Genomic DNA, 22,897 nt, shown 5'->3' with positions numbered 1-22,897 from the left:
GTGTCATCGTCGCTGCGCTGGTTCGCCTGGCTCGCGCTCTGGGTCGCGCTCCCCTGCCTGGCGCAGCAGAAAGTGCACGTCATCGATCCGGTGCAGTCGCGCTTCGGGTTCGAGATCAAGACCCGGTTCGGCATGAAGATGGAGGGGTTCTTCCCGCGTTTTCGCGGTGAGCTGGTGGAATTGCCGGACCGGCGCATGCAAGTGCGCTTCCGGCTGGACGCCACCCAGGTGGAGATTCCAGGCAAGGACCGCTACACCAGCTGGATGCGGGGCGAGGATTTTTTCGACGTAGCGCGCTACCCGGTAGTGGAATTCGAGTCGTTGCCTTACGCCGAAGAGGTGGTCAAGGGCGGCGGCGATATCACCGGCAACCTGACCATCCGCGGAATCACCCACATCGAGACCCTGCATGTGGCACCGGCTGAATGCGCGCGGCCGGGCTATGATTGCGACGTGATCAGCCGAGGTACGGTCCTGCGTGGACGTTACGGAATGAATGCGTGGCAGATGGCCCTGGGCGACAGGGTGACATTCATTCTGCGTGGGCGGCTGCAGGAGGCGCGGCGCCCGTGAAGTTTTTGTCCAGGACGCTGGTGCTGGCAACGTTGTTGCTCGGCACGGGATGCGCCGGCCTGTCGCAAACCGAGCGCAACCGCGCCGCCGGTGTCGCTGCCGCTGCACGCAGCACCGTGGTGGAATGCACCCAGGCCAATCATTGCGCCCAGCCTTCGCCGTTGCGCGCGCTGGGCGGGCAGGCCATCACTGCCTCTACGCCGGCGGTGCCGCGGCACTACGCCACCATCGTCGACCATGGCGAAGAATCGCTGGTGGCGCGGCTCAACCTGATCCGCAGTGCCACCCGCAGCATCGACCTGCAGACCTACATCTTCGACAAGGACGACAGCGCCCGGATGGTGCTGGATGCCTTGACCGACGCCGCCAGGCGCGGGGTCAAGGTGCGCATCCTGATCGACCAGCTCTCGGCGATCGCCGACCTGCAGATTCTCGGCGCGCTGGCCAGCACTCACGAAAACCTGCAGCTACGCATCTACAACCCCACCTTCGGCAAGGTCAAACTCAACTACTTCGATTACGCCGGCAGCGTGCTGTGCTGTTTCCGGCGCTTCAACCAGCGCATGCACAACAAGCTGCTGGTGGTGGACGACGTGCTGGGCGTGGTTGGCGGGCGCAATTACCAGGACGACTATTACGACTGGGACAGCGAATACAACTTCCGCGACCGCGACGTGATTCTGGCCGGGCCGGAAGTGCGCGCGATGGCGGCCAACTTCGATGCGTTCTGGCGTGCGCGGCGCAGCGTGCCGGCCGAACGCCTGAACGATGTGGGCCGGCTGCTGCTGGAACAAGGCGCCCCCCAGATGCCGCCGGTGCAGTTCCGGCGCCCGGACCGGGTGGCGCGGGTGGACCAGGAGGCGCGCGATCCGCAGTTCGTGCGCGATGCCTTCGTCACGCCGGCGATGTCGGTACAGCGTGTGCTCTACGTGGCCGACCTGCCGCAGAAGCATCGCCGGGAGCACGCCTCCAAGGCGGTCTCCACCGCGCCGGAGCTCGATGGCCTGATCGCCGGTGCGCAGCAGGAAGTGCTGTTGCAGACACCGTATCTGGTGCTGTCCGACGAAGCCCAGGCGATCTTCCGCAGCCTGCGCGCGCGCCCGCAGCCGCCGCGCATCGTGGTGTCCACCAATAGCCTGGCCGCCACCGACAACCCCATCGTGTATGCGCTGTCGTACAAGTTCAAACGCCGCAACATGCGCGAGCTGGGCTTCAACGTTTACGAGTTCAAGCCATTTCCGCTGGATGCGCCGGTGGATTACGCCAACCTGGTGCCGGACCCGCTCAATCCTGCCTCCGACATCAACGAAGACAGCCGCGACAATCGCCTGATCGGTGGCAGCGCCGCCGGCAATGCGGTGCGTGGCAGCAGTGGCAGTGGCAGTGGCGAAGGCGACGCAGCGCGGGCACCGGCGAGCACGCTGCGCGGCAGCAGTGGCGGCGGCCGTGCGCGCGGTGGTAGCGAGGTCGATCGTCGCGTGCTGCGTACCGAAACCCGGCCCTCGTTCCTGGGTACGCGCGCGGTCAACAAGCCGCTGCCGGTGACCCGTGCCGGCGCACGCATGGGCCTGCATGCCAAGTCGCTGGTGGTGGACCGCCGCATCGGCGTAATCGGCACGCACAACTTCGATCCGCGCAGCGAGAACTACAACACCGAGGCGGCGGTGGTGATCGACGATGCGCGCTTTGCGCAGGCGCTGGCCGCCAGCATCGAGCGCGATATCAGCCCGGAAAACGCCTGGACCGTGGCCCCGCGCGAAAAACCGCCGGTGCTCAGCGGCCTGAACTACAGCGTGGGCAAGGTCTCCGAAGCCCTGCCGGTGCTGGATTTCTGGCCCTGGCGCTATGCGACCAACTACGAATTCCAGCCCGGCCCGGGCTGCCCATTCCCGCTCAAGCGGCAGGACCCGCAATTCCGCCAGTGCTATGTGGCGGTCGGCGATTTCCCCGAGGTCAACGTGGGGCCGAAGTGGCTGCTGGTGCGCATGCTCACCGCCTTCGGCGCCGGTCTGGTGCCGATTCTCTGACCACCACGCTGCCGGAACCGTGCACCGGCACCGCGTGCAGCCCCAGAACCCGCACCAGCCGTCATTGGCCCTGAGATCACCGCAGGTGGCACCGATCCCGCCAGCGTCCGACAAGCAACGACCCGCCCGGCCTGTTACCGTCACGGCGTGAACCACCCCGCCACCGCATTGCATCAGGCCCCGGCCCCGCAAACGCTGTGGCGATTCCCGATTCCCGATTCCCGATTCCCAATCCCCAATCCCCAATCCCCAATCCATGACCTTCCGCGCCCCCGTCGACCTGACCGCCCTCAACGCTTCCAGCCGCAATACCCTGATCGAGCATCTGGGCATCGTGTTCACCGAGGCCGGCGACGATTGGCTGCGCGCCACCATGCCGGTGGATGCGCGCACCAAGCAGCCGTATGGCCTGCTGCATGGCGGCGCCTCGGTGGTGCTGGCCGAAACCCTGGGCAGCAGCGCCGGCAACCTGTGCGTGGACATGACCAGCCAGATGTGCGTGGGGCTGGAGATCAATGCCAACCACTTGCGCGCGGCCACCGAGGGCCTGGTCACCGGCACCGCGCGCGCGGTGCACGTGGGGCGCAGCACCCAGGTCTGGGATATCGTCATCGAAAATCCGGCCGGCAAGCGCGTTTGCGTCTCGCGGCTGACCCTGGCGGTGGTGGCACGCACCCATGGCTGAGCAGGCCCGGCAACGGCATGGGTGGAACAGCGCCACCCGTTGCCGGCACTGCGCCGCCGCCAAGCTGCTGTCACAATAGACGTGCCTTCTTCCCCTGTTACCGGTCCCGTTGGTCGAATGAGCGAGTCATCCCTGGACGCCATGCGCGACGCTCGCGGCGCGTTGCGTTGGTTCCGGTACCTGTATCGGGTGCCGCTGCTGCTGCTGCATCTGTGCCTCTGCCTGCCGATCACCATGCTGTGCGTGGTGACGCCGCCGCTGGCGCGCATCCGTACCGGGCGCGAGGACACCCTGGACGAGCGGATGATCCGCTGGTGGCAGGGCAACCTGATGCGCATCTTCGGCTTCCGCCTGCGCCGGATGGGCACGCCGCTGTCGGGCGCGACGCTGTTCGTGGCCAATCACGTCAGCTGGGTGGATATCTCCATGCTGCACAGCCAACGCGTGATGGGCTTTGTGGCCAAACGCGAGATTGCCGGCTGGCCGCTGGTGGGCTGGCTGGCGACCAAGGGCCAGACCATCTTCCACCAGCGCGGCAGCACCGAATCGCTGGGCGGCGTGCTGCAGGAAATGCTGCAGCGCCTGCGCAGCGGCAAGCCGGTCGGCGTGTTTCCGGAAGGGCGCACCCGCGGCGGCACCGAAGTGGGTCCGTTCCATGCGCGCATCTTCCAGGCCGCGGTGGAAGCTGGCGTGCCGGTGCAGCCGGTGGCGCTGCGCTACGGCGCGCGCGGCAATGCGCAGGCGGTGGTGGCCTTCGGCGAGCGCGAGAGTTTCTTCGCCAATATCGTGCGCCTGCTGGGCGAGCCGTCGCGGTTGGCGGAAGTGCATTTCCTGGAGCCGATCGGGGCTTTCGATATCGAAGGCCGCCGCCGCCTGGCCGAGACCTCGCGGCAACGCATCATTGCCGCGATGGAGTCCTGAGCCGGCAATGCACGCGCGCATCGCCCCCATGGCCACCGCGCCACTATCCGGCCCGGCGCGCGCTTGAACGCCTCCGACTACCAGCCGCCGCGCTGGCTGCGTAATCCGCACGTGCAATCGGTGCTGGGCAGCAGCGCCTTGCGCCGGCTGCGCAGCCGGCAGCTGCTGGCTGCCAGTGGCGCGGTCACCAGCGAACATATTCTCGACGGCGGCGACGGCGTGCGCCTGCAGGGCTGGATGAGCGTACCGCCCGGCGATGCGCCGGTACGCGGCACCGTGTTGCTGTTGCACGGCTGGGAAGGCAGCGCCGACTCCAACTACATGCGGCTGACCGCCGCGCGTTTGCTTGGCCTGGGCTACCAGGTGTTCCGGCTGAATTTCCGCGACCACGGCGGCACCCATCATCTCAACGTGGACCTGTTCCACTCCGACCGCATCGACGAGGTGGTCAATGCTGCCTGCGATCTGTGGCAGCGCTTTCCGTCGGCGCAGCTGCTGGCGGCCGGGTATTCGCTGGGTGGCAATTTCGCGCTGCGGCTGGCCTTGCGTGCGCCGGCCGCCGGTCTGCCGCTGGCACGGGTGGCGGCCGTGTGTCCGTTGCTGGATCCGGCGGCGACGATGACCCAGCTGGAAAAAGGCCCGCAATTCTACGACTGGTATTTCCGTCGTAAATGGCGCGAATCGCTGTTGCGCAAGCGCCAGCTGTTCCCGGACCAGCACGGCTACGACGACGCCACCCTGGCGCTGGACATGCGCGAGCTGATGGCCTGGCTGGCGGTGCAACACACCGGGCATGGCTCGCTGGAAGCCTATTTCGACAGTTACTCGATCGCCGGCGAGCGCCTGGCCGGACTGCAGGTGCCCTCGGACATCCTGATGGCCGAAGACGACCCGGTGATTCCGTTCGAAGACTTCGCTGCCTGGCGCCTGCCGGCGCATGCGCAGCTGGAGATCGCGCGCTGGGGCGGCCATTGCGGCTTTCTGGAAAACGCCCGTGGCGACGGCTTTGCCGAACGCTGGGTGGCCGAGCGGCTGGCCGCCACCCGGTAGGTCGGCGCCACGGCGCGCATCGTTACAATAGCGGTTTGTCCGGGACACACCGCCGCCATGCAAGACGCCATTCTCCAAGCCCTGCGCCGCAATGCGGCCGACGATGCGGTGGCGCTGGCCCGCGAATGGGCCACCAGCACGCCGGACGATGCGCAGCCGCACCGCTGGCTCGGGCTGGCCCTGCAGCAGCAAGGTCAGCCGGCGCTGGCGCTGGCCAGTATCGACACCGCGCTGACGCTGACCCCGGAAGACGCCGATCTGCACCTGCTGCGTGCCGGCCTGCTGCTGGCCGCGCGCGATCTGGCCGCCGCCGATGTCGCGCTGTCGCGCAGCACCGCGCTGGACCCCAACCAGTTCAACGCCTATGTGATGCAGGCGCATCTGGCGGTGGCGCGCGGCGATCTGGACGAAGCCGAGCGGCTGAGCCGCACCGCTGCGCGGCTGGCGCCGGAGCACCCGCAGTTGCTGGCGGTCGATGGCGTGGTGGAAATGCGTCGCGGCCAGAGCGACCGCGCGCTGTCGCTGCTCACCCGCGCCGCCGAGCAGTTGCCCGACGATGCACGGGTGATGTTCGCATTGGGCTTTGCCTACCTGCAGAAGGAACACTTCGCCTTTGCCGAGCGCGCGTTCGAGCGCGTGGTGGAGCTCAATCCGCCCGGCACCGCGCTGCGCGCCTTCATCGCCCAGCTGGCCCAGCGCCAGGGGCGCCTGGACGATGCGCTGACCGCGATGCAGGGCGTGCTGGCCCAGCCCGGCGGCGACATCCCGGCCATGCGCCGGCTTGCCGGCGAGATGGAATTGCAGGCCGGGCGCCCCGACCAGGCCGTAGCGCACCTGCGTCTGGCGCTGGCGCACTGGCCGGCCGACCGCCGCACCCTGCATGCGCTGCTCACCGCCTGGGAGCGGCTGGGCGCGGTGGACGACGCGCGCGACACCCTGGATGCGGCGCTGGCCACTTCGGCCAATGCGCATGACCTGTGGCTGGCCCGCCTGGCGGTGGAGCCGGTCGGCGGGCCGCAGGCGCAGGCGGTGATCGAGCGCTGGCTGCTGGCCATGCCCGAGCACCTGCCGGCGCTGGAAGCGCTGATGCGCGTGTACGACATGCAGGGCCATGCCGAGGAAGCGGAAATGGTGGCGCGCCAGATCGTGGCCGTGGAGCCGGGCCGCATCAGCGGCGAGCAGCGCATCGTCGAAGCCCTGCTCGAGCGCGACCCGCCGGCGGCGATCGCCTGCGTGCAATCGCTGATCGACTCCCTGCCGGCGCCGCAGCAGACCGTGCTGCGGCCATGGCTGGGCAACGTGCAGGACCGTGCCGGGCAACCCGACGCGGCCCTGGCGACCTGGATGCAGTTCCAGCGCGAGCAGGCCCAGCACCGGCTGCCGTTGCCGCCGCAGGCCGCCAGGCAGCCGATGCAGTGGCCGGCGCTGGGGACCATTCCCGACACCGTCACCGCGCGCCCGTTGTTCGTCTGGGGCGTGCCCGGCTCGCATGTCGAACGCCTGATCGCGGTGATGGATGCCGCCACCCCGCTGGTACGCGGCGACCGCTATGGCACCACCCCGCCGTCGGACGCGCTGCAGAGCTACCGCACCATCGAGCAGCTGGCTTCCGGCGAGCTCGCGCCGATGGCGCTGGTGGAAGGCTGGAAGGCACAGCTGCCGCGCCGCGGCATCGACGACGGCAACGTCATCGACTGGCTGCTGTGGTGGGACAACAGCCTGCTCACCGCGTTGCGCCCGCATCTGCCCGAGGGGCGCCTGGCGATCGCGCTGCGCGACCCGCGCGACATGCTGCTGGACTGGCTCTCGGCCGGTGCCCCGGCACCACTGGCGCTGCAATCGCCGCAGCAGGCCACCGACTGGCTGCTGGCCGCGCTGGAGCAACTGGCGGTGCTGCACGAACGCGATCTGTACCCGCATCGGATCATCCGGCTGGACGGTATCGAGAGCGACCCGCAGGGCATTTCCGACGCGCTGGAGCAGGCCTTCGGGCTGCGCTTCCCGCTGGTGGAACCCCGCGGCCCGGCCCGCCTGGCCGCAGGGCGCTGGCGCGATTACCGCAGTGTGCTTGGCGCCCAGTTCGACCTGCTCACCCTGATCGCGGTGCGCTTCGGCTACCCGCAGGACTGACGCATGGCCCGCCGCTTGCCGTTCCGCAAGCGCGGTGCTGTTGTAGGAGCGGACCCGGCCTACCAGTTCCGGCGCAGCCCGTCGCGGCCAGGTCTGCTCCTACGGAAGTCCAACCATCCCGGCGGCGCGGCACGCAAGGATGCCGGGGTCGATCAAGATGCCGGCGATCCCTGCCCGGCTGACGCTTCTGACAACGCCTGCGCGTCACTGCGCCGGCCGCGCCACACACGGTTCCACGGCGGCGGCTTCCGCTGATGCGCCGATCCAGGCACGCTGGGCACCCTCGATCCACGGAGACCTGAGCATGCGTCTGACCAGTACCAGCATCGAAAACGGCAAGCCGATTGCGGCGGAATTTGCCGCCGGCACCCCGGAAGGCTTTGCCCCCAACCGTAACCCGCAGCTTGCCTGGAGCGAGGTGCCGGCCGGCACGCAGTCGTTCGCGCTGCTGTGCCTGGACCCGGATGTGCCCACGGTGCCGGAGACGGTGGGGCGCGAGGACGTGCAGATTCCGGTGGAACAGCCACGCACCGATTTCGTGCATTGGGCGATGGCCGATATCCCCGCCAACGTGCATGCGATTGCCGCCGGCAGCTGCAGCGACGGATTCGTGCCCAAGGGCAAGCCTCAGCCGGCCGGCTCGGCGGGCGCCCGCCAGGGCCTGAACTCCTACACCCAATGGTTTGCCGGCAATCCCGACATGGCCGGCGACTATCTGGGCTACGACGGCCCATACCCGCCATTCAACGACCTGCGCACGCACCGCTATTTCTTCCGCGTATTCGCGCTGGATGTGGCGCAGCTACCGCTGCCGACCCCGTTCACCGCCGCCGACCTGCTGTCGGCGATGCAGGGCCACGTACTGGCCGAGGCCGCATTGCACGGCACCTACACGCTGAACCCGTCGCTGCGCCAAGGCAGCTGACAACGCGGCTGCGCGGCCGCCAGGCGGGCGTAGCGGGTACTCGGTGCACCGCACGTATACCCGGTTCCTCCGCGCCGTCCCCACCTGACGACCGCTCGCTAGGTTTTTCTGTTAGCCGCTCTGAAAGCGGTAATGCGGCCGCGCAGCGACTACGCGGTCGCTTTCGCCATGTGATCGTCGATTGCGAAGACCCGGCCTCTTAGTGCTGGACGCGTCCTGGGTGTTCTGCTGCGCAGGCGCATCCGATGTGCCTGCGAGTGAACGACACAACCGCTTGCCGCCGGACGCGCCCGGCGATCTGCTCGTACGCTTCCCGCTTCCCGCTTCCCGCTTCCCGCTTCCCGCTTCCCGCTTCCCGCTTCCCGAATCCCGAATCCCGAATCCCGAATCCCGAATCCCGAATCCCAACCTACCCACTCGCCTCGATCATCTGATCCAGCACATACGCCGGCGCGCCCGTAGAGCCCGATGCCGCGGGATAGCGGGTGACACGCAGCACGGTGCGGATGCTGGCCTCGTGCTCGAAGCCTTCGATGCTGCCGTCGAGCGGTGTCCACTGTGCGGTCGCCGGCTGTCCCTGCGGGGTTTGCTCGCGCACCTGCAGGCACGCGCGCGCCGGGTCGGCGGGGCAGGGCACGGTGTCGGCCGCCACCTCCAGCAATAGCGTCTGCCCGGGGCCGCCGTGGAGGGTGTCGGCCGTGGGCGCGCCGCCGAACAGCAGGCGGGTGCCATCGCTGCGGGTCAGGCGTAGCTGCGGCGTGGCCTGGGTGGTGTCCAGCGCCACGGCGAAGCGGCCCGACAAGAGCGCGCTGGCGGCGTGCTCCTGCGCCATTTTCCGCGGTTGCGCACACAGCCGCTTGCTGGAGACCACCCGGCCGATCTGCAGCTGCGCGGCTGCCACGCTGTAGTTGGCGCCCAGCGCGTTGCAGGTCTGGCTGACGTGGATGCGTTGATCGCCAAAATCCAGTTGCAGCGGCGCGCTGCCGGCCACGAACAGGCTGACCAGGGCGGTGCCGTGGGCATCGTTGGCCTGCAGCAGTTGCCAGTGGCGGGCCTGCAGGGCCGCGCGCAACGGGGCGGCCTCGGCAGCTGCTGCGTCCACGGCCGCGGCGGCGGCTTCCGGTCCGGAATGCGCGGCGTCGGCAACGTCAGGCGGTGTGCCCGAGCCGCAGGCCGTCACGCCCGCCGCCAGCAGGGCCGGGGCGAAGAACACGGCACGCATGGGTGGCTCCTGGTGGTCGATGCCTCAGTGATACCGCCAGCCGGCGGCCAGGGCAATGACCGGCGTCACTGCTCGCGCATGCGCCCTGTCCGCCGCACGCGGCGACGGGCAGGGGCATGGCAACGGTGCTGCCTCAGGCCACGGCGGGCAACCACAGCAGCAAGGCCGCGCCGAGCAGGATGCGGTACACAGCAAATATGGTGAAGCGGTGCTTCTTGATGTAGCCCAGCAGCCACTTCACCACGACAAAGCCGGTGATGGTGGCTGCCACGAAGGCCACTGCCACATCGGTCCAGTTTTCGCTGCCGAAGCCACCGTCCTTGTACATCTCCAGCAGCGCGTAGCCGCTGGCCGCGAACATGGTCGGGATGCCCACCATGAACACGAAATCCGCCGCCGCCGAGCGCTTGCTCAGGCCCAGCAGCATCGCCAGGAAGATCGCCGACGCCGAGCGCGAGGTGCCCGGGAATACACCGGCCACTACCTGCGCCAGGCCCACGGCAATGGCCACCTTCCAGGTCACCACGTCGCGCTCGGGCATCTTGCCGGCGAAATGCTCGGCCACCAGCATCCATACACCGCCGATCAGCAGTGCCCAGGCCACCGGATGGATGGTTTCCGGCAGCTGCCAGCCGGCCTTGCGCACGATCAGCCCGACCACTGCGGTGACCATGAAGGCCACGCCGATCTTGAGCACGTAGTCGCGGTTGGCGCGCTCGCCCAGGCCGGTGGCCAGGGTCCACAGCTTCTGCCGCAGCGCCAGGCAGATCGCCAGGATGGCACCGGCCTGGATGACGATATTGAAGAAATCCGAGCGGCGTCCGAGCCATTGTTCGGCGATCAGCAGGTGGCCGGTGCTGGAGATCGGCAGGAATTCGGTGAGGCCTTCGAGAATGCCCAGCAACAGGGCGGAAATGAGGTCGGACATCGGGCGGGAGAGGAGTGCGGGGGAGGCGAAAGGATAGTGCATTGCGGCATGCACCATATCGGTGCAACATGGAGTTGATTTGCACCAAGATGGTGTTTTGCAATGGCAGCGATCTCGACCGATGTCAGCAAAATCAACGACTTGTGAAGTGCCGCAGCTTGGCATGGTCCCTGCTGTACTACCGCCCACGAGCCACTTCACTCCAATCCGAGGTTTCTTCCGATGTCCGTGGAAAATGTTGAAAAGCTGATCAAGGACAACAAGGTCGAGTTCGTCGACCTGCGCTTCGTCGATATGCGTGGCGTGCAGCAGCACGTGACCTTTCCGGCCAACATCATCGAGCCGGCGTTGTTCGAAGAAGGCAAGATGTTCGATGGCAGCTCCATCGCGGGTTGGAAGGGCATCAACGAATCGGACATGGTGCTGCTGCCGGACGCCGGTACCGCCTACCTGGATCCGTTCTTCGCCGATCCGACCGTGGTGCTGACCTGCGACATCCTCGACCCGGCCACCATGCAGAGCTACGTGCGCGACCCGCGCGGTATCGCCAAGCGCGCCGAGGCCTATCTGAAGTCCTCCGGCATCGCCGACCAGGCCTTCTTCGGCCCAGAGCCGGAATTTTTCATCTTCGATTCGGTGCGCTTTGCCAACGACATGGGCCACACCTTCTTCCAGGTGGGTTCTGAAGAAGCGGCCTGGAACACAGGCGCCAAGTATGACGGCGGCAACAGCGGCTACCGCCCGGGCGTGAAGGGCGGCTACTTCCCGGTTCCGCCGACCGACACCCTGCACGACCTGCGTGCGGAAATGATCAAGACCCTGGAGCAGGTCGGCATCGAGACCGAGGTGCACCACCACGAGGTGGCCACCGCCGGCCAGTGCGAGATCGGCACCAAGTTCTCCTCGCTGGTGCAAAAGGCCGACGAGCTGCTGACGATGAAGTACATCATCAAGAACGTCGCCTACCGCAACGGCAAGACCGCCACCTTCATGCCCAAGCCCATCGTCGGCGACAACGGCAGCGGCATGCACGTGCACCAGTCGCTGACCAAGGGCGGCACCAACCTGTTCTCCGGCGACGGCTACGGCGGCCTGTCGCAGCTGGCGCTGTGGTACATCGGCGGCATCTTCAAGCACGCCCGTGCGATCAACGCGTTCGCCAACTCCGGCACCAACAGCTACAAGCGCCTGGTGCCGGGCTTCGAAGCACCGGTGATGCTGGCCTACTCGGCGCGTAACCGCTCGGCCTCGTGCCGCATTCCGTGGGTCACCAATCCGAAGGCGCGCCGTATCGAAATGCGCTTCCCCGATCCGTTGCAGTCCGGCTACCTGACCTTCACCGCGCTGATGATGGCCGGCCTGGACGGCATCAAGAACCAGATCGACCCGGGCGCACCCAGCGACAAGGACCTGTACGACCTGCCGCCGGAAGAAGAGAAGCTGATCCCGCAGGTCTGCTCCAGCCTGGACCAGGCGCTGGAAGCGCTGGACCAGGACCGCGAGTTCCTCAAGGCCGGTGGCGTGATGAGCGACGACTTCATCGACGGCTACATCGCGCTGAAGATGCAGGAAGTCACCAAGTTCCGCGCTGCAACGCACCCGCTGGAATACCAGCTGTACTACGGCAACTGAGTTCCACCGCGGCGATGGCGGAGGCCCCCCCTCCCACCTCCGCCATCGCCGCACATGTTCGATGGCTCCCTGGCACCGCCGGGGAGCCCGGGGGTACGAGAGAGCACACCGTTCGCACCGCGCGGGCCTGACCTCTCCCACGAGGCGGATGCATGGCATCGGCCGAGGTCTGCGCGTTCTGCGAACGATTGGATGCCGGGGTTGGCATCCAGGTGAATGACACCGCCGGTCGGCGCAATGCCGGCCGGTTCCTTCCACCTTTCGGGGTATGCGCATGAAATTGATCACCGCCATCATCCGGCCGTTCAAGCTCGACGAGGTCCGCGAGGCCTTGTCCGCCGCTGGCGTGTCGGGCATCACCGTCACCGAGGTCAAGGGCTTCGGGCGTCAGAAGGGCCACACCGAGCTGTATCGCGGCGCCGAGTACGTCGTGGACTTCCTGCCCAAGATCAAGATCGAAACGGTGGTGACCGACGACCGGCTGGACGCGGTGGTCGAGGCAATCCAGAACGCCGCCGGCACCGGCAAGATCGGCGACGGCAAGATCTTCGTGACCGCGATCGAGCAAGTGGTGCGTATCCGCACCGGCGAGATCGGCGCCGATGCACTCTGAGTCCACCCCCTCCGGAGTTCGTATGAAGACAGCTCTTTTTGCCGGGTGGAAAGCCCGGTTCTACAGCGTGTGCATGCTGATGCTGTTCAGCGCGCTGATGGTGGGCGGCATGGGCAGCGCGCAGGCGCAGTCCGGTGCGCAGGTCACCCCGTTGCCGACCGAGCCGGTTACCACCGAGCCGTTGCCGTCCGCGCAACCGCCACCGGCGCCGGTCGCGGCCGCCGAGGCCGCACCGGTGGTCAACAAGGGCGACGTCGCCTGGATGCTGACCTCCACCCTGCTGGTGCTGATGATGGTGGTGCCGGGCCTGGCGCTGTTCTACGGCGGCATGGTGCGCGCCAAGAACGTGCTGTCGGTGCTGATCCAGGTCGCTACAGTCTTTTCGCTGCTGACCATCCTGTGGGTGCTGTATGGCTATAGCCTGGCGTTCTCGGGCGAAGGCGCGTGGATCGGCAATCTGGACAAGGCGCTGCTCAAGGGGGTCACCATCGACACGTTGTCGGCCACCTTCACCAAGGGCGTGAGCCTGCCGGAATACGTGTTCGTCGCCTTCCAGGCCACCTTTGCGGGCATCACCGGCGCGCTGATCGTCGGTGCCTTCGCCGAGCGCGTGAAGTTCGCCGCGGTGCTGCTGTTCTCGGTGATCTGGTTCACCTTCGGCTACCTGCCGCTGGCGCACATGGTGTGGGCCACCGGCGGGTACCTGTTCGGTCTGAGCGCGCTGGATTTCGCCGGCGGCACCGTGGTGCACATCAACGCCGGTATCGCCGGCCTGGTCGGCGCCTACTTCGTCGGCAAGCGCGCCGGGCTCGGGCGTGAGGCGATCAAGCCGCACAACGTGACCCTGACCTTCGTGGGTGCCTCGTTGCTGTGGGTGGGCTGGTTCGGCTTCAACGCCGGTTCCAACCTGGAAGCCAATGCCGGTGCGGCGCTGGCCTTCCTCAACACCTTGCTGGCCACCGCGGCCGCCATCCTGGGCTGGTCGCTCACCGAGAAGATCATCAAGGGCAAGTCCTCCGCCCTGGGCGTGGCCTCGGGCATGGTCGCCGGCCTGGTCGGCATCACCCCGGCCTGCGGCACGGTGGGCCCGTTCGGCGCCATCGTCATTGGTTTGGCTGCCGGCGTGCTGTGCGTGTGGGGCGTCACCGGCCTGAAACGCCTGCTTGGTGCCGACGACAGCCTGGACGTGTTCGGCGTGCATGGCCTGGGCGGCATCATCGGCGCGATCCTCACCGGCGTCTTCTCGGCGGCCTCGCTGGGCGGCCAGAAGGGCGGCGATTACGACATCGTGCACCAGGTCGGTATCCAGACCCTGGGCGTGGGCATCACCGTGGGCTGGATCGGCGTGGTGTCGGTGGTCGGGTTCCTGGTGGCCAAGCTGGTGTTCGGCCTGCGTGTCACCGAAGAAGCCGAGCGCGAGGGGTTGGACATCACCTCGCACGGCGAAGCCGCGTACGAGTCCTGAGCATGCACACCCGCGGCGACATCGCCGCGGGTGGCGTAACGACCCGGCCGGCGCGGCCTGTGCCGGGTCGGTTTCTTCCGCGGCCGGTGGTGCTGCGGATCCACTGCCAAGGTGCCTGCATGACCAGCCCCTCGCCCGTCACTGTCGGCGCGGATGCGCGTCGGGTCGGAGCAGCTCACCGCCGACCGGCCTGGCAACCGTCTTCAACGCAAGCTTCGTTTGGCGCGCCATCCGCGCACGCCGATGCTGCTTGCACTAAATTGGTGCAATGCGGATGACGACCTCCATCCCGTCGCTCGACAGCCTGGGTACCCCGGTGGCCTGGGCCGACCGCGAGGGCCGCGTGCTGGGCGTCAATCCGGCCTTCGCGCGCTGGCTCGGCGTCAGCGCACGGCGTCTGGTCGATCAACCGCTGGCCGCCCTGGAAGTGCAGGGCGAAGCATTGGCCCGCTTCCTGCTCAACGACGAACGCGACGTGCTGCGCCTGCATCGGCTGGCGTTGGGCCTGCCCAACGACGCTCCGCGTTTTGCCGAAGGCTGGCTGTCGCGGCTGGACGACGGTGGCTGGTTGCTGGAGACCCATCCGGTCGACGAATTTCCTGCGCTCGACCCCACCCATGCCCTGCCCAATGCCCTCAGCGCTGCGCTCAAGGGCCTGGCACACGAACTGCGTAACCCGTTGGCCGGCCTGAAGGGGGCCGCCCAGCTGCTGGCGCGCCGCTCGGGCGGCCGCGACGAGGACGAACGTGAGCTGATCGAATTGATCGGTACCGAGATCGAACGCCTCAACACCTTGCTCGAACGCCTGCTTTCGCCCTCGCCCTTGCGCCCGCACGACCGCCTCAACATCCACGTGGTACTCGAGCGGGTGCTGCGCCTGGCCGAGGCCGAGGGTGGCTGGTCGGTGCAGGTACAACGCGACTACGACCCCAGCATTCCGGACATCCTCGGCGATGTGGACCGGCTCACCCAGGCGGTGTGGAACCTGGTGCGCAATGCCTTCCAGGCCGGCGCCACCCGGGTAACCCTGCGCACCCGCGTCGAACACGGCCAGCGCATCCGCGACCGCGTGCATGCGATGTCGCTGCGGCTGGAGATCATCGACGACGGCGGTGGCGTGCCGGAAGAACTGGCCGAACACCTGTTCCTGCCGCTGGTCAGCGGCCGCGCCGAAGGCAGCGGGCTGGGCCTGGCGCTGGCCCAGCAGGTCTCGCGCGAACACCACGGCACCCTGACCTACCGCTCGCGTCCGGGCCATACCGTTTTCACCCTGCTGCTGCCCGAGCTGGCCGGCGATCACGACAAGGAGCATCTGCATGGCTGAGGCCGCCGCCGTATCCCACCACATCTGGGTGGTCGACGACGACCGTTCGGTGCGCTTCGTGTTGTCCACTGCGCTGCGCGACGCCGGATACGCCGTCGATGGCTTCGACAGCGCTGCCGCCGCGCTGCAGGCGCTGTCGATGCGGCCCACGCCGGACCTGCTGTTCACCGATGTACGCATGCCCGGTGAAGACGGCCTGACCCTGCTGGACAAGCTCAAGTCCAGGCACCCGCAGTTGCCGGTGATCGTGATGTCGGCGTATACCGATGTCGCCAGCACCGCCGGCGCCTTCCGCGGCGGCGCGCACGAATTTCTGTCCAAACCCTTCGATCTGGACGATGCGGTGGCGCTGGCCGCCCGCGCGCTGCCCGACGCCGATGCCGGTGTCGACGAGCTCATCGGCACGCCGCTGGCCGAAGGCTCGGCCGCGCTGATCGGCGATACCCCGGCGATGCAGGCTTTGTTTCGCGCCATCGGCCGCCTGGCGCAGGCACCGTTGTCGGTGCTGATCAACGGCGAAACCGGCACCGGCAAGGAGCTGGTCGCGCGCGCGCTGCACAACGAATCGCCACGCGCGCGAAAACCCTTCGTGGCGCTCAACACCGCCGCAATTCCAGCCGAATTGCTGGAAAGCGAGCTGTTCGGGCACGAAACCGGCGCCTTCACCGGCGCCACCAAACGCCATATCGGTCGCTTCGAACAGGCCGATGGCGGCACCTTGTTCCTGGACGAAATCGGCGACATGCCGCTGCCGTTGCAAACGCGCCTGCTGCGCGTGCTGGCAGAGAACGAATTCTTCCGCGTCGGTGGACGTGAGTTGATCCGGGTCGATGTGCGCGTGATCGCCGCCACCCACCAGGACCTGGAGGCGCTGGTCGAACAGGGCCGCTTCCGCGCCGACCTGTTGCACCGGCTGGACGTGGTGCGCCTGCAACTGCCGCCGCTGCGCGAGCGTCGCGGCGACATCGCGCAACTGGCGGAAAATTTCCTGGCCATGGCCGGGCGCAAGCTCGACATGTCGCCAAAGCGGCTGTCTTCGGCCGCGCTTGAGGCACTGCGCCACTACGACTGGCCCGGCAACGTGCGCGAACTGGAAAACGTTTGCTGGCGTCTGGCCGCACTGGCCACTGCCGACATCATCGATGTGATCGATGTGGATGCCGCGCTGGCGCGCGGCCGCCAGCGCACCGGCCGTAGCAGCGCCGGGCAATGGGACGACATGCTGTCTAGCTGGGCCGCGCAACGCCTGAGCGAAGGCGCCCAGGGCCTGCATGCCGAAGCGCGCGAACGCCTGGACAAGACCTTGCTCGAAGCCGCCCTGCAACTGACCCAGGGCCGCCGCGCCGAAGCTGCCGCGCGCCTGGGGCTGGGCCGCAATACCGTCACCCGCAAGCTGGGGCCGGGGCGCAAGCGGCGCTGATATCGAACATGTCTGCAGGCGCGTGGCAGCGCGCTTGTCACTGCCGGTACTGTCAGGTGCCTAAAGCGCCATCGGACGCTGCGCGCCATCGTTTGCCTGCGGGAGAAGAGGCAGCGAACGCGATGCAGGCCGCAGTAGCGCATTAGACCCTGTGCAGCCCAGGGGTGAGGGTACCGGGCGAAGCCTTCGTGCACTCAAGCTCCACCAGCGTCGCCCGTCCCCTCATCCGCCCCTGCGGGGCAGCTTCTCCCCATAAAGGAGAACAATGTGCCGAGGGGAGAAGGACAACTGCGGGGCGTGGGACAGGCTTACCGCGATCGCATATCAGACCCCATCCGGCGTCGAGCCCTTCTCCCTGCGAGGCGAGAAGGCGCAGCTTGCGCGTCATTGGCGCGCGTGACTTGGAGCGCCCGCGCCGCAAGTGCGGGCAGGGGGCGCGGAAGCGGGGTGGGGTGAGGGTCCCTGTGCCAAGCAACAGTCGGCCGCCAAGAACGCCTGGCGCCAAACTCAGACCAGCACCAGAACCAGCACAAACACCAACACCAACACCAACACCAACAGACGACCGACGACCGACGAACACCACGCATCCGTCCATCTGCCGCCCGCGGTCACTCTTCAGGCGACGCGTCAAACGCCGCCAGATCGCAGTGTCGCCGCATCCTGCATCGCGCGAACCGCCGCCAGCATCAGCAACACCGACCACCCAGGCCAACCCCGTAAACTTCGGCGCGTCCGCAGGTGCATTTCATGACACGTGAACATGCACCCGCATAGGTTCCCAACCTGATCAGGAGAACAGCTCGATGCGTTACCGGTCGTCCACGATCGTTGCCCTCACCGCTCTGGCGCTGGCCGCCTGCAGCAGCACGCCACCGGCGCCTCCCACGCCGCCGCCGCCGCCGCCGGCTGCGCGTGTCGTGCCGGTGCGCCCGGTGCAACAGGCCGAAGCCGCCTTGGCCTCGGCATCGGGCAGTCTGGTCAGCGGCCGGGTAGTGTTGGTGCCTGCGTTGCAGGGCATCCGTATCACCGGCACAGTCGGCGGGCTGCGTGCCGGCGCGGTCGCCGGCTTCCATGTCCATGAGCGCGGCGATTGCAGCGCCGCCGATGCCAGCAGCGCCGGTGCGCATTTCAATCCTGCCGGGGCGCCGCACGGGCGGGCCGGTAACGGCGCGCATCACCTGGGCGACATGGACAACCTGCGCGCCGATGCCGACGGCGTCGCGCATCTGGACATGATTCTCTCCGGCATCAGCCTGGGCGACGGCGCGCCCAGCGACGTGGTCGGCAAGGCCCTGGTCGTGCATGCCGATGCCGACGATTACCGCAGCCAGCCCAGCGGCAATGCCGGCGCACGGCTAGCCTGCGGCGTCATTCGCGTCACCCAGTGGCGTTCAGCCCCTTCGCAGCCCTGAGTCGGGGCATCCATGGCCGTATCCGCGGTCTCTACAGGAGCTTTCCATGCGTATTCTTCCCACCACGTTGTTTCTGGCTACCGCCCTGGCATTGACCGCATGCAAGCGCGAGGAGCCCGCACCGGCCGATCCCGCCCCCGCGCCGCAGGCGGGCACGCCTGCCGAAACGGCGCATGGTGGCGAGCATGCCGCCTCCATGGTCACCGAAGCGGCGGCCACCACGACGGCCACCGCCGAACTCAAGCCGACCAAGGGCAATGAGGTCAAGGGCACGGTAACCTTCAAGACCGTAGACGGGGCGCTGCGCGTTACCGGTCAGCTCAGCGGGCTGAAGCCCAACAGCGAACATGGCTTCCATATCCATGAAAAGGGCGACTGCAGCGCGCCGGATGGCAGCAGTGCCGGCGGACACTTCAATCCGGCCCAATCCGACCATGGCAACGTCAGCGCCGACCCGCATCACGGCGGCGACATGCCCAACATCACCGCCGACGCCCAAGGCAATGCCAGCATCGACGGACCGGTATCGAGCAACGTCAATCTCGGCAAGGCCGACCAGTTCGATATCGCCGGCCATGCCGTGATCGTGCATGCCGACGCCGACGACTACAAAACCCAGCCTACCGGCAATGCGGGTGGCCGTCTGGCTTGCGGCGTGATCACCACCGACAACGCGCAGGCTGCCACCAAGTAAGTGCATGGACGCGGCGGTGTTCGATCGCCGTCGCGTCTGTGTTTGGAATGCACACGGTTACGGTAAGCATCTGCGTGGCGGGCGACGGTGCGCTCTACTCCACCGGACATAATGATTTGCTGGCAAGAAAGGCCGCATGCGGCTTACGGTTTTTTAAAGCAGCTGATGCTGCTAGGACGTGGCAGCGCTTCTCAGCGAAAGATGCGTTGGCGGATCGTACATTGAGGCGCTAACCCCGAGTTTGATGCGTCAGCGCGTGACGGCTGCGGCATCAACCGTATATACCCATGGATACGCGCTGGAGCAGCCACACCCAGCAAACAATCTTCAACTGGGTAGAGAATGATGTTGTAACCATCACGTAGCACTGATACGTAGATCCGGGGACCAGCGGGTCGCATTGCGATGCGTGATGTTGCCAACCGCGGTCAGTAATTTGGCCAAAGACCCGGCGTTGCCAGTTCCAGCAAGTGCGCATCGGGATCGCGGAAGTAAATGCTCTGTCCGCCACCGGGCCATTGCGTGCGGCCTTCGATCGACACGCCGCAGGCCTGCAAATGCGCTTCCCAATCGGTCAATGCATCAGTGGCGATCGCCAATGCGTAGTGGGCGCGCCCGCTGCCGTCGTGTGGCGGAATCGTCCCGCCCGGCAGTGTCACCGTGCCCGACGTACTTCCCTGCAGGAACAGTAGCAACACCTGGCCGGGCGCAATCGCATACGCGGCCATGCGCGCATCGCGGTGCATCGGTTGCAGGCCAAGTACGCGCGCGTAAAACGCGCAGGCGCGCTCCAGCTCTGCCACATACACGCCGGTCTCCAGCACGCCCTCTAACGCGGGGGCCGCGGACACCGGCGGGGTGCTCATGCAGACAATGCCTGACGCGGATCCTGATCCGGCTCCACATGCACGTAGAGCACCGGTAGCCCGTGCGCCTCCAGCACTGCGGCCATTTGCCGCTGGCGCGAGAGGAAGTGTTCGTAGACCCCACGCAGGCGCTCGCAGTGTTCGCGGTCGTGCGCGTAGTAATCGCACCAGCCGGCCGGATCGAACAGGGCAATGCGCACTTCGCCATCGACGTAGCGCAGGACCGGCTCCGGCGCCTGCTCCAGCCACTCTTCGCTGGTGGGCGCAAGCAGGGCGGCTTCGATCAGCGGCCACAGCGGTGCCAGGCCCTGGTTGTCGTATTGCATCGACATCATCGCGGCCAGATCGTGCGCGGTGAGATACCGGGCATGTTCGATGCGCGCGCCGAAGCTCTCCTGCGCCAGCAGCGCGGTGTCGGCCTGGGCCATGCCCTGGGCCAACAGCACCTCTTCCATCGCCTCGGCCACGGTGACCACGATCTGCGGGTCGCCGGTGAGCAGGAACGGCAATACGCGCAGCCCGCCGCCGGTGAGCTGCGCATCGGCCTGGAACGGCAACGGAATCTCGCCCTGCGCATCGGCGCCGAACGCCAGCACCCGTGGGCCCTGGTCGCGGCCCGGGGCGCGGGCATGCAGTTCCTCCAGGCGGCGGTGCAGCGGCCAGCCCGGCCGCAGCACTTCCGCCGGGTCGAAGTGCGCCATGGCCACGCTGAGCTCGAGCTCGCGCACTTCGGGGATCCACTGCGCCAGGTCGCGGCCAATCCGTTCGGCCAGCATGCCGGCTTGCTCGGGCGCCAGGGCGCCGCGCTCGGGGGCGGTGCCGCCCGTCAATTCCAGCGCCATTACACCCATGGCGGTCACGCCGTGTTCGGTCTTGCTCATGATTCGCGGTTGGCCCATCACGGGGTCGAAGCTACACTGCGGCCATTATGCCTGCCGGCCCTGTGCAGGCCATGTCCCCGAGTCCTCCATGCCAGGTCAACCGATGCCCGCAGCCCGTCCCGTCGCCATTCTGGGCGGCGTCCGTATCCCGTTCTGCCGTCAGAACACCGCATACGCGGACGTGGGCAACCTGGGCATGTCGGTGCGCACGCTGGGCGCGCTGGTCGAGCGCTTCGGCCTGCATGGCCAGCAATTGGGCGAAGTGGCGATGGGAGCGGTGATCAAGCACTCCTCGGACTGGAACCTGGCCCGCGAGGCGGCGCTGTCGTCCGGCCTGTCCCCGCTGACGCCGGGCATCACCCTGCAGCGCGCCTGCGGCACCAGCCTGGATTCGGTGATCACCATCGCCAACAAGATCGCGCTGGGGCAGATCGATTCTGGCATCGGCGGCGGCTCGGATACCACCTCCGAAGTACCGATCGTCTATGGCAAGAAATTGCGCGCGCGGCTGATGGCTGCCAACCGTGCCAAGGCCACCGGCGACAAACTCAAGGCGTTGCTGCGCGGCTTCAAGCTGAGCGAGCTCAAGCCCGAATTCCCCGGCGTGGCCGAGCCGCGCACCGGCAAGAGCATGGGTGACCATTGCGAGGACATGGCCAAGGAATGGAACATCTCGCGCGACTCGCAGGACGAATGGGCGGTGGCCTCGCACCACAAGTTGGCCGCGGCCTATGAGCGCGGTTTCTTCGATTCGCTCATCGCCCCGTTCCGCGGCGTGTCGCGCGACAACATCCTGCGCGCCGACACCTCGCTGGAAAAGCTGGCGACCTTGCGCCCGGCCTTCGACAAGACTTCCGGCCGCGGCACGCTGACGGCCGCCAATTCCACCCCGCTCACCGATGGCGCCGCCGCAGTGCTGCTGTCCAGCGAGGCCTGGGCGCTGGCGCATGGCCATACCCCGATGGCCTATCTGCGCGATGCGCAGGTGTCGGCGGTGGATTTCGTGCATGGCGAGGGCCTGCTGATGGCGCCGACCATCGCGGTGCCGCAGATGCTGGCGCGCCAGGGCCTGACCTTGCAGGACTTCGACATCTACGAAATCCACGAGGCCTTCGCCGCGCAGGTGCTGTGCACGCTGCGCGCCTGGGAAAGCGAGGATTACTGCCGCACCCGGCTGGGCCTGGAGGCGCCGCTGGGTCGCATCGATCCGGACAAGATCAATCCGCTGGGTTCGTCGCTGGCCACCGGCCACCCGTTCGCCGCCACCGGAGCGCGTGTGGTGGCCACCGCCGCCAAGCAACTGGAAGAGCGCGGCGGCGGCCGCGCGCTGATTTCGATCTGCACCGCCGGCGGCATGGGCGTGGTGGCGATCGTCGAGCGCTGACGCTGCTGCGCAGCGTGGGATTGGGCATTCGGGAATGGGGATTTGCAAAGGCGAAACCCGCTCTTGCGAATCCCGAATCCCGAATCCCGAATCCCGAATCCCGAATCCCGAATCCCGAATCCCGAATCCCGAATCCCGAATCCCGAATCCCGGATCTCACATCCCCAACCTGCAAGGACGCATGGATGTCGAACGATACGCAGCACGAGCCACCCAGCCTGTACCTGACGCCGGTGCAGGGCGATGTGTGGCGCGAGGGCGACGTCCTAGTGTGCACGCCGGGCGCCAACCTGCCGCCGCGCTGCGTGAAGTGCAATGCGCCGGCCGACATGCCGCCACGTCGCTACATCTTCCATTGGCACCACCCGGTGATCTACGCGGCGCTGCTGCTGGGCGTGCTGCCGTATCTGATCCTGGCGATCGCGCTGCGCAAGCGCAGCGGGCATGTGCTGACCTTGTGCAGCCTGCATGAGCGCCGTCGGGTGCGCTATGTCGCTGTGGCGCTGGCCTCGGTGCTGGCGCTGCTGGTGTGCGGACTGTCGCTGCACAGCGAGTTCCGCTGGGTGATCGGCAGTGCAGTGATGGCGGCGATGCTGCTGGTGGGGAGGCTGGGGTCGCGGGTGTTGTCGCCGCGATCGATCGGTCATCGGCAGGCCCGCTATCTCGGAGCCTGCGATGCGTTTCTGCAGGAGCTGCCACCGCCACCACCTGCGGCCTGGCGCGGCAACTGATCGGATCTGGC

Annotated in this window: 19 protein-coding genes, 1 other RNA gene and 1 pseudogene; 17 read left to right on the top strand and 4 right to left on the bottom strand. The window is 67.5% G+C overall.

Features of this window, described 5'->3' with window-relative positions; translation table 11 throughout:
- From A7D17_RS04275 to A7D17_RS04240, 8 genes are all read left to right on the top strand, one after another.
- Positions 1 to 573, top strand: coding sequence for a YceI family protein (locus A7D17_RS04275; protein WP_005992686.1), 573 nt, complete (start codon positions 1 to 3; stop codon positions 571 to 573).
- A complete protein-coding gene (locus A7D17_RS04270) occupies positions 570 to 2,600 on the top strand; it encodes a phospholipase D family protein (protein ID WP_064507970.1) in 2,031 nt (676 codons plus the stop codon). Before A7D17_RS04275 ends, A7D17_RS04270 begins: the two co-directional genes overlap by 4 nt.
- 256 nt (positions 2,601 to 2,856) lie before the next feature.
- The gene (locus A7D17_RS04265; RefSeq protein WP_064507969.1) at positions 2,857 to 3,285 is read left to right on the top strand and encodes a hotdog fold thioesterase; all 429 of its coding nucleotides are present in this window, start codon (positions 2,857 to 2,859) and stop codon (positions 3,283 to 3,285) included.
- Positions 3,286 to 3,306: 21 nt separating this feature from the next.
- Positions 3,307 to 4,206, top strand: a complete 900-nt coding sequence (locus A7D17_RS04260) for a 1-acyl-sn-glycerol-3-phosphate acyltransferase (protein WP_193395310.1) — start codon at positions 3,307 to 3,309, stop codon at positions 4,204 to 4,206.
- 63 nt (positions 4,207 to 4,269) lie between these two features.
- Positions 4,270 to 5,256: a YheT family hydrolase gene (locus A7D17_RS04255; RefSeq protein WP_064507967.1), complete on the top strand. Its 987-nt coding sequence runs from the start codon at positions 4,270 to 4,272 to the stop codon at positions 5,254 to 5,256.
- Between the two features lie 57 nt (positions 5,257 to 5,313).
- A complete protein-coding gene (locus A7D17_RS04250; RefSeq protein WP_064507966.1) occupies positions 5,314 to 7,386 on the top strand; it encodes a tetratricopeptide repeat protein in 2,073 nt (690 codons plus the stop codon).
- Positions 7,387 to 7,690: 304 nt separating this feature from the next.
- A complete protein-coding gene (locus A7D17_RS04245; RefSeq protein ID WP_064507965.1) occupies positions 7,691 to 8,311 on the top strand; it encodes a YbhB/YbcL family Raf kinase inhibitor-like protein in 621 nt (206 codons plus the stop codon).
- Between the two features lie 43 nt (positions 8,312 to 8,354).
- Positions 8,355 to 8,428, top strand: a non-coding RNA gene (locus A7D17_RS04240) — sX9 sRNA.
- A gap of 292 nt (positions 8,429 to 8,720) precedes the next feature.
- On the opposite strand, the pseudogene A7D17_RS04235 reads toward A7D17_RS04240, so the two are convergent.
- Both A7D17_RS04235 and A7D17_RS04230 read right to left on the bottom strand, forming a co-directional pair.
- Positions 8,721 to 9,389 (bottom strand): annotated as a pseudogene (locus tag A7D17_RS04235) (META domain-containing protein); the annotation flags it as partial.
- A gap of 277 nt (positions 9,390 to 9,666) precedes the next feature.
- Positions 9,667 to 10,461: an undecaprenyl-diphosphate phosphatase gene (locus A7D17_RS04230; protein ID WP_064507963.1), complete on the bottom strand. Its 795-nt coding sequence runs from the start codon at positions 10,459 to 10,461 to the stop codon at positions 9,667 to 9,669.
- Between the two features lie 222 nt (positions 10,462 to 10,683).
- Between A7D17_RS04230 and glnA the strand changes: the two genes are divergently transcribed.
- The 7 genes from glnA to A7D17_RS04195 all read left to right on the top strand — a co-directional run bounded on the left by glnA (position 10,684) and on the right by A7D17_RS04195 (position 19,024).
- Entirely contained in the window at positions 10,684 to 12,093 is a 1,410-nt protein-coding gene (gene glnA, locus A7D17_RS04225) for a type I glutamate--ammonia ligase (protein WP_064507962.1), read from the top strand.
- A 274-nt stretch (positions 12,094 to 12,367) separates the two neighbouring features.
- The gene (locus A7D17_RS04220) at positions 12,368 to 12,706 is read left to right on the top strand and encodes a P-II family nitrogen regulator (RefSeq protein ID WP_002808480.1); all 339 of its coding nucleotides are present in this window, start codon (positions 12,368 to 12,370) and stop codon (positions 12,704 to 12,706) included.
- 22 nt (positions 12,707 to 12,728) lie between these two features.
- Positions 12,729 to 14,171, top strand: coding sequence for an ammonium transporter (locus A7D17_RS04215; protein WP_064507961.1), 1,443 nt, complete (start codon positions 12,729 to 12,731; stop codon positions 14,169 to 14,171).
- Between the two features lie 268 nt (positions 14,172 to 14,439).
- Positions 14,440 to 15,495 (top strand): two-component system sensor histidine kinase NtrB, encoded by a 1,056-nt coding sequence (locus A7D17_RS04210; protein WP_064507960.1) that lies wholly within the window; start codon positions 14,440 to 14,442, stop codon positions 15,493 to 15,495.
- Positions 15,488 to 16,915 carry a nitrogen regulation protein NR(I) gene (gene ntrC, locus A7D17_RS04205; protein ID WP_064507959.1) on the top strand — a complete coding sequence of 476 codons (1,428 nt, stop codon included), beginning with the start codon at positions 15,488 to 15,490 and terminating at the stop codon, positions 16,913 to 16,915. The genes A7D17_RS04210 and ntrC overlap by 8 nt, the downstream gene beginning before the upstream one ends.
- Positions 16,916 to 17,721: 806 nt before the next feature.
- A complete protein-coding gene (locus A7D17_RS04200) occupies positions 17,722 to 18,330 on the top strand; it encodes a superoxide dismutase family protein (protein WP_064507958.1) in 609 nt (202 codons plus the stop codon).
- Between the two features lie 46 nt (positions 18,331 to 18,376).
- Positions 18,377 to 19,024 carry a superoxide dismutase family protein gene (locus A7D17_RS04195; RefSeq protein ID WP_064507957.1) on the top strand — a complete coding sequence of 216 codons (648 nt, stop codon included), beginning with the start codon at positions 18,377 to 18,379 and terminating at the stop codon, positions 19,022 to 19,024.
- Positions 19,025 to 19,452: 428 nt separating this feature from the next.
- Here A7D17_RS04195 and A7D17_RS04190 read toward each other — a convergent pair whose 3' ends face one another.
- Both A7D17_RS04190 and A7D17_RS04185 read right to left on the bottom strand, forming a co-directional pair.
- Positions 19,453 to 19,890: a VOC family protein gene (locus A7D17_RS04190; RefSeq protein ID WP_064507956.1), complete on the bottom strand. Its 438-nt coding sequence runs from the start codon at positions 19,888 to 19,890 to the stop codon at positions 19,453 to 19,455.
- A complete protein-coding gene (locus A7D17_RS04185) occupies positions 19,887 to 20,771 on the bottom strand; it encodes a hypothetical protein (RefSeq protein ID WP_064507955.1) in 885 nt (294 codons plus the stop codon). Before A7D17_RS04185 ends, A7D17_RS04190 begins: the two co-directional genes overlap by 4 nt.
- Before the next feature lie 88 nt (positions 20,772 to 20,859).
- On the opposite strand from A7D17_RS04185, the gene A7D17_RS04180 reads away from it, so the two are divergent.
- Positions 20,860 to 22,155, top strand: coding sequence for an acetyl-CoA C-acetyltransferase (locus A7D17_RS04180; protein WP_064507954.1), 1,296 nt, complete (start codon positions 20,860 to 20,862; stop codon positions 22,153 to 22,155).
- A gap of 185 nt (positions 22,156 to 22,340) precedes the next feature.
- Positions 22,341 to 22,886: a hypothetical protein gene (locus A7D17_RS04175; RefSeq protein ID WP_064507953.1), complete on the top strand. Its 546-nt coding sequence runs from the start codon at positions 22,341 to 22,343 to the stop codon at positions 22,884 to 22,886.
- Positions 22,887 to 22,897 lie beyond the last annotated feature (11 nt).

It is taken from the genome of Xanthomonas floridensis (assembly GCF_001642575.1).
In the GTDB taxonomy this organism is placed as follows: Bacteria; Pseudomonadota; Gammaproteobacteria; order Xanthomonadales; family Xanthomonadaceae; genus Xanthomonas; species Xanthomonas floridensis.
Note: the sequence above shows the minus strand (reverse complement) of the source record. Positions and strands in the feature narration are given on the sequence as shown.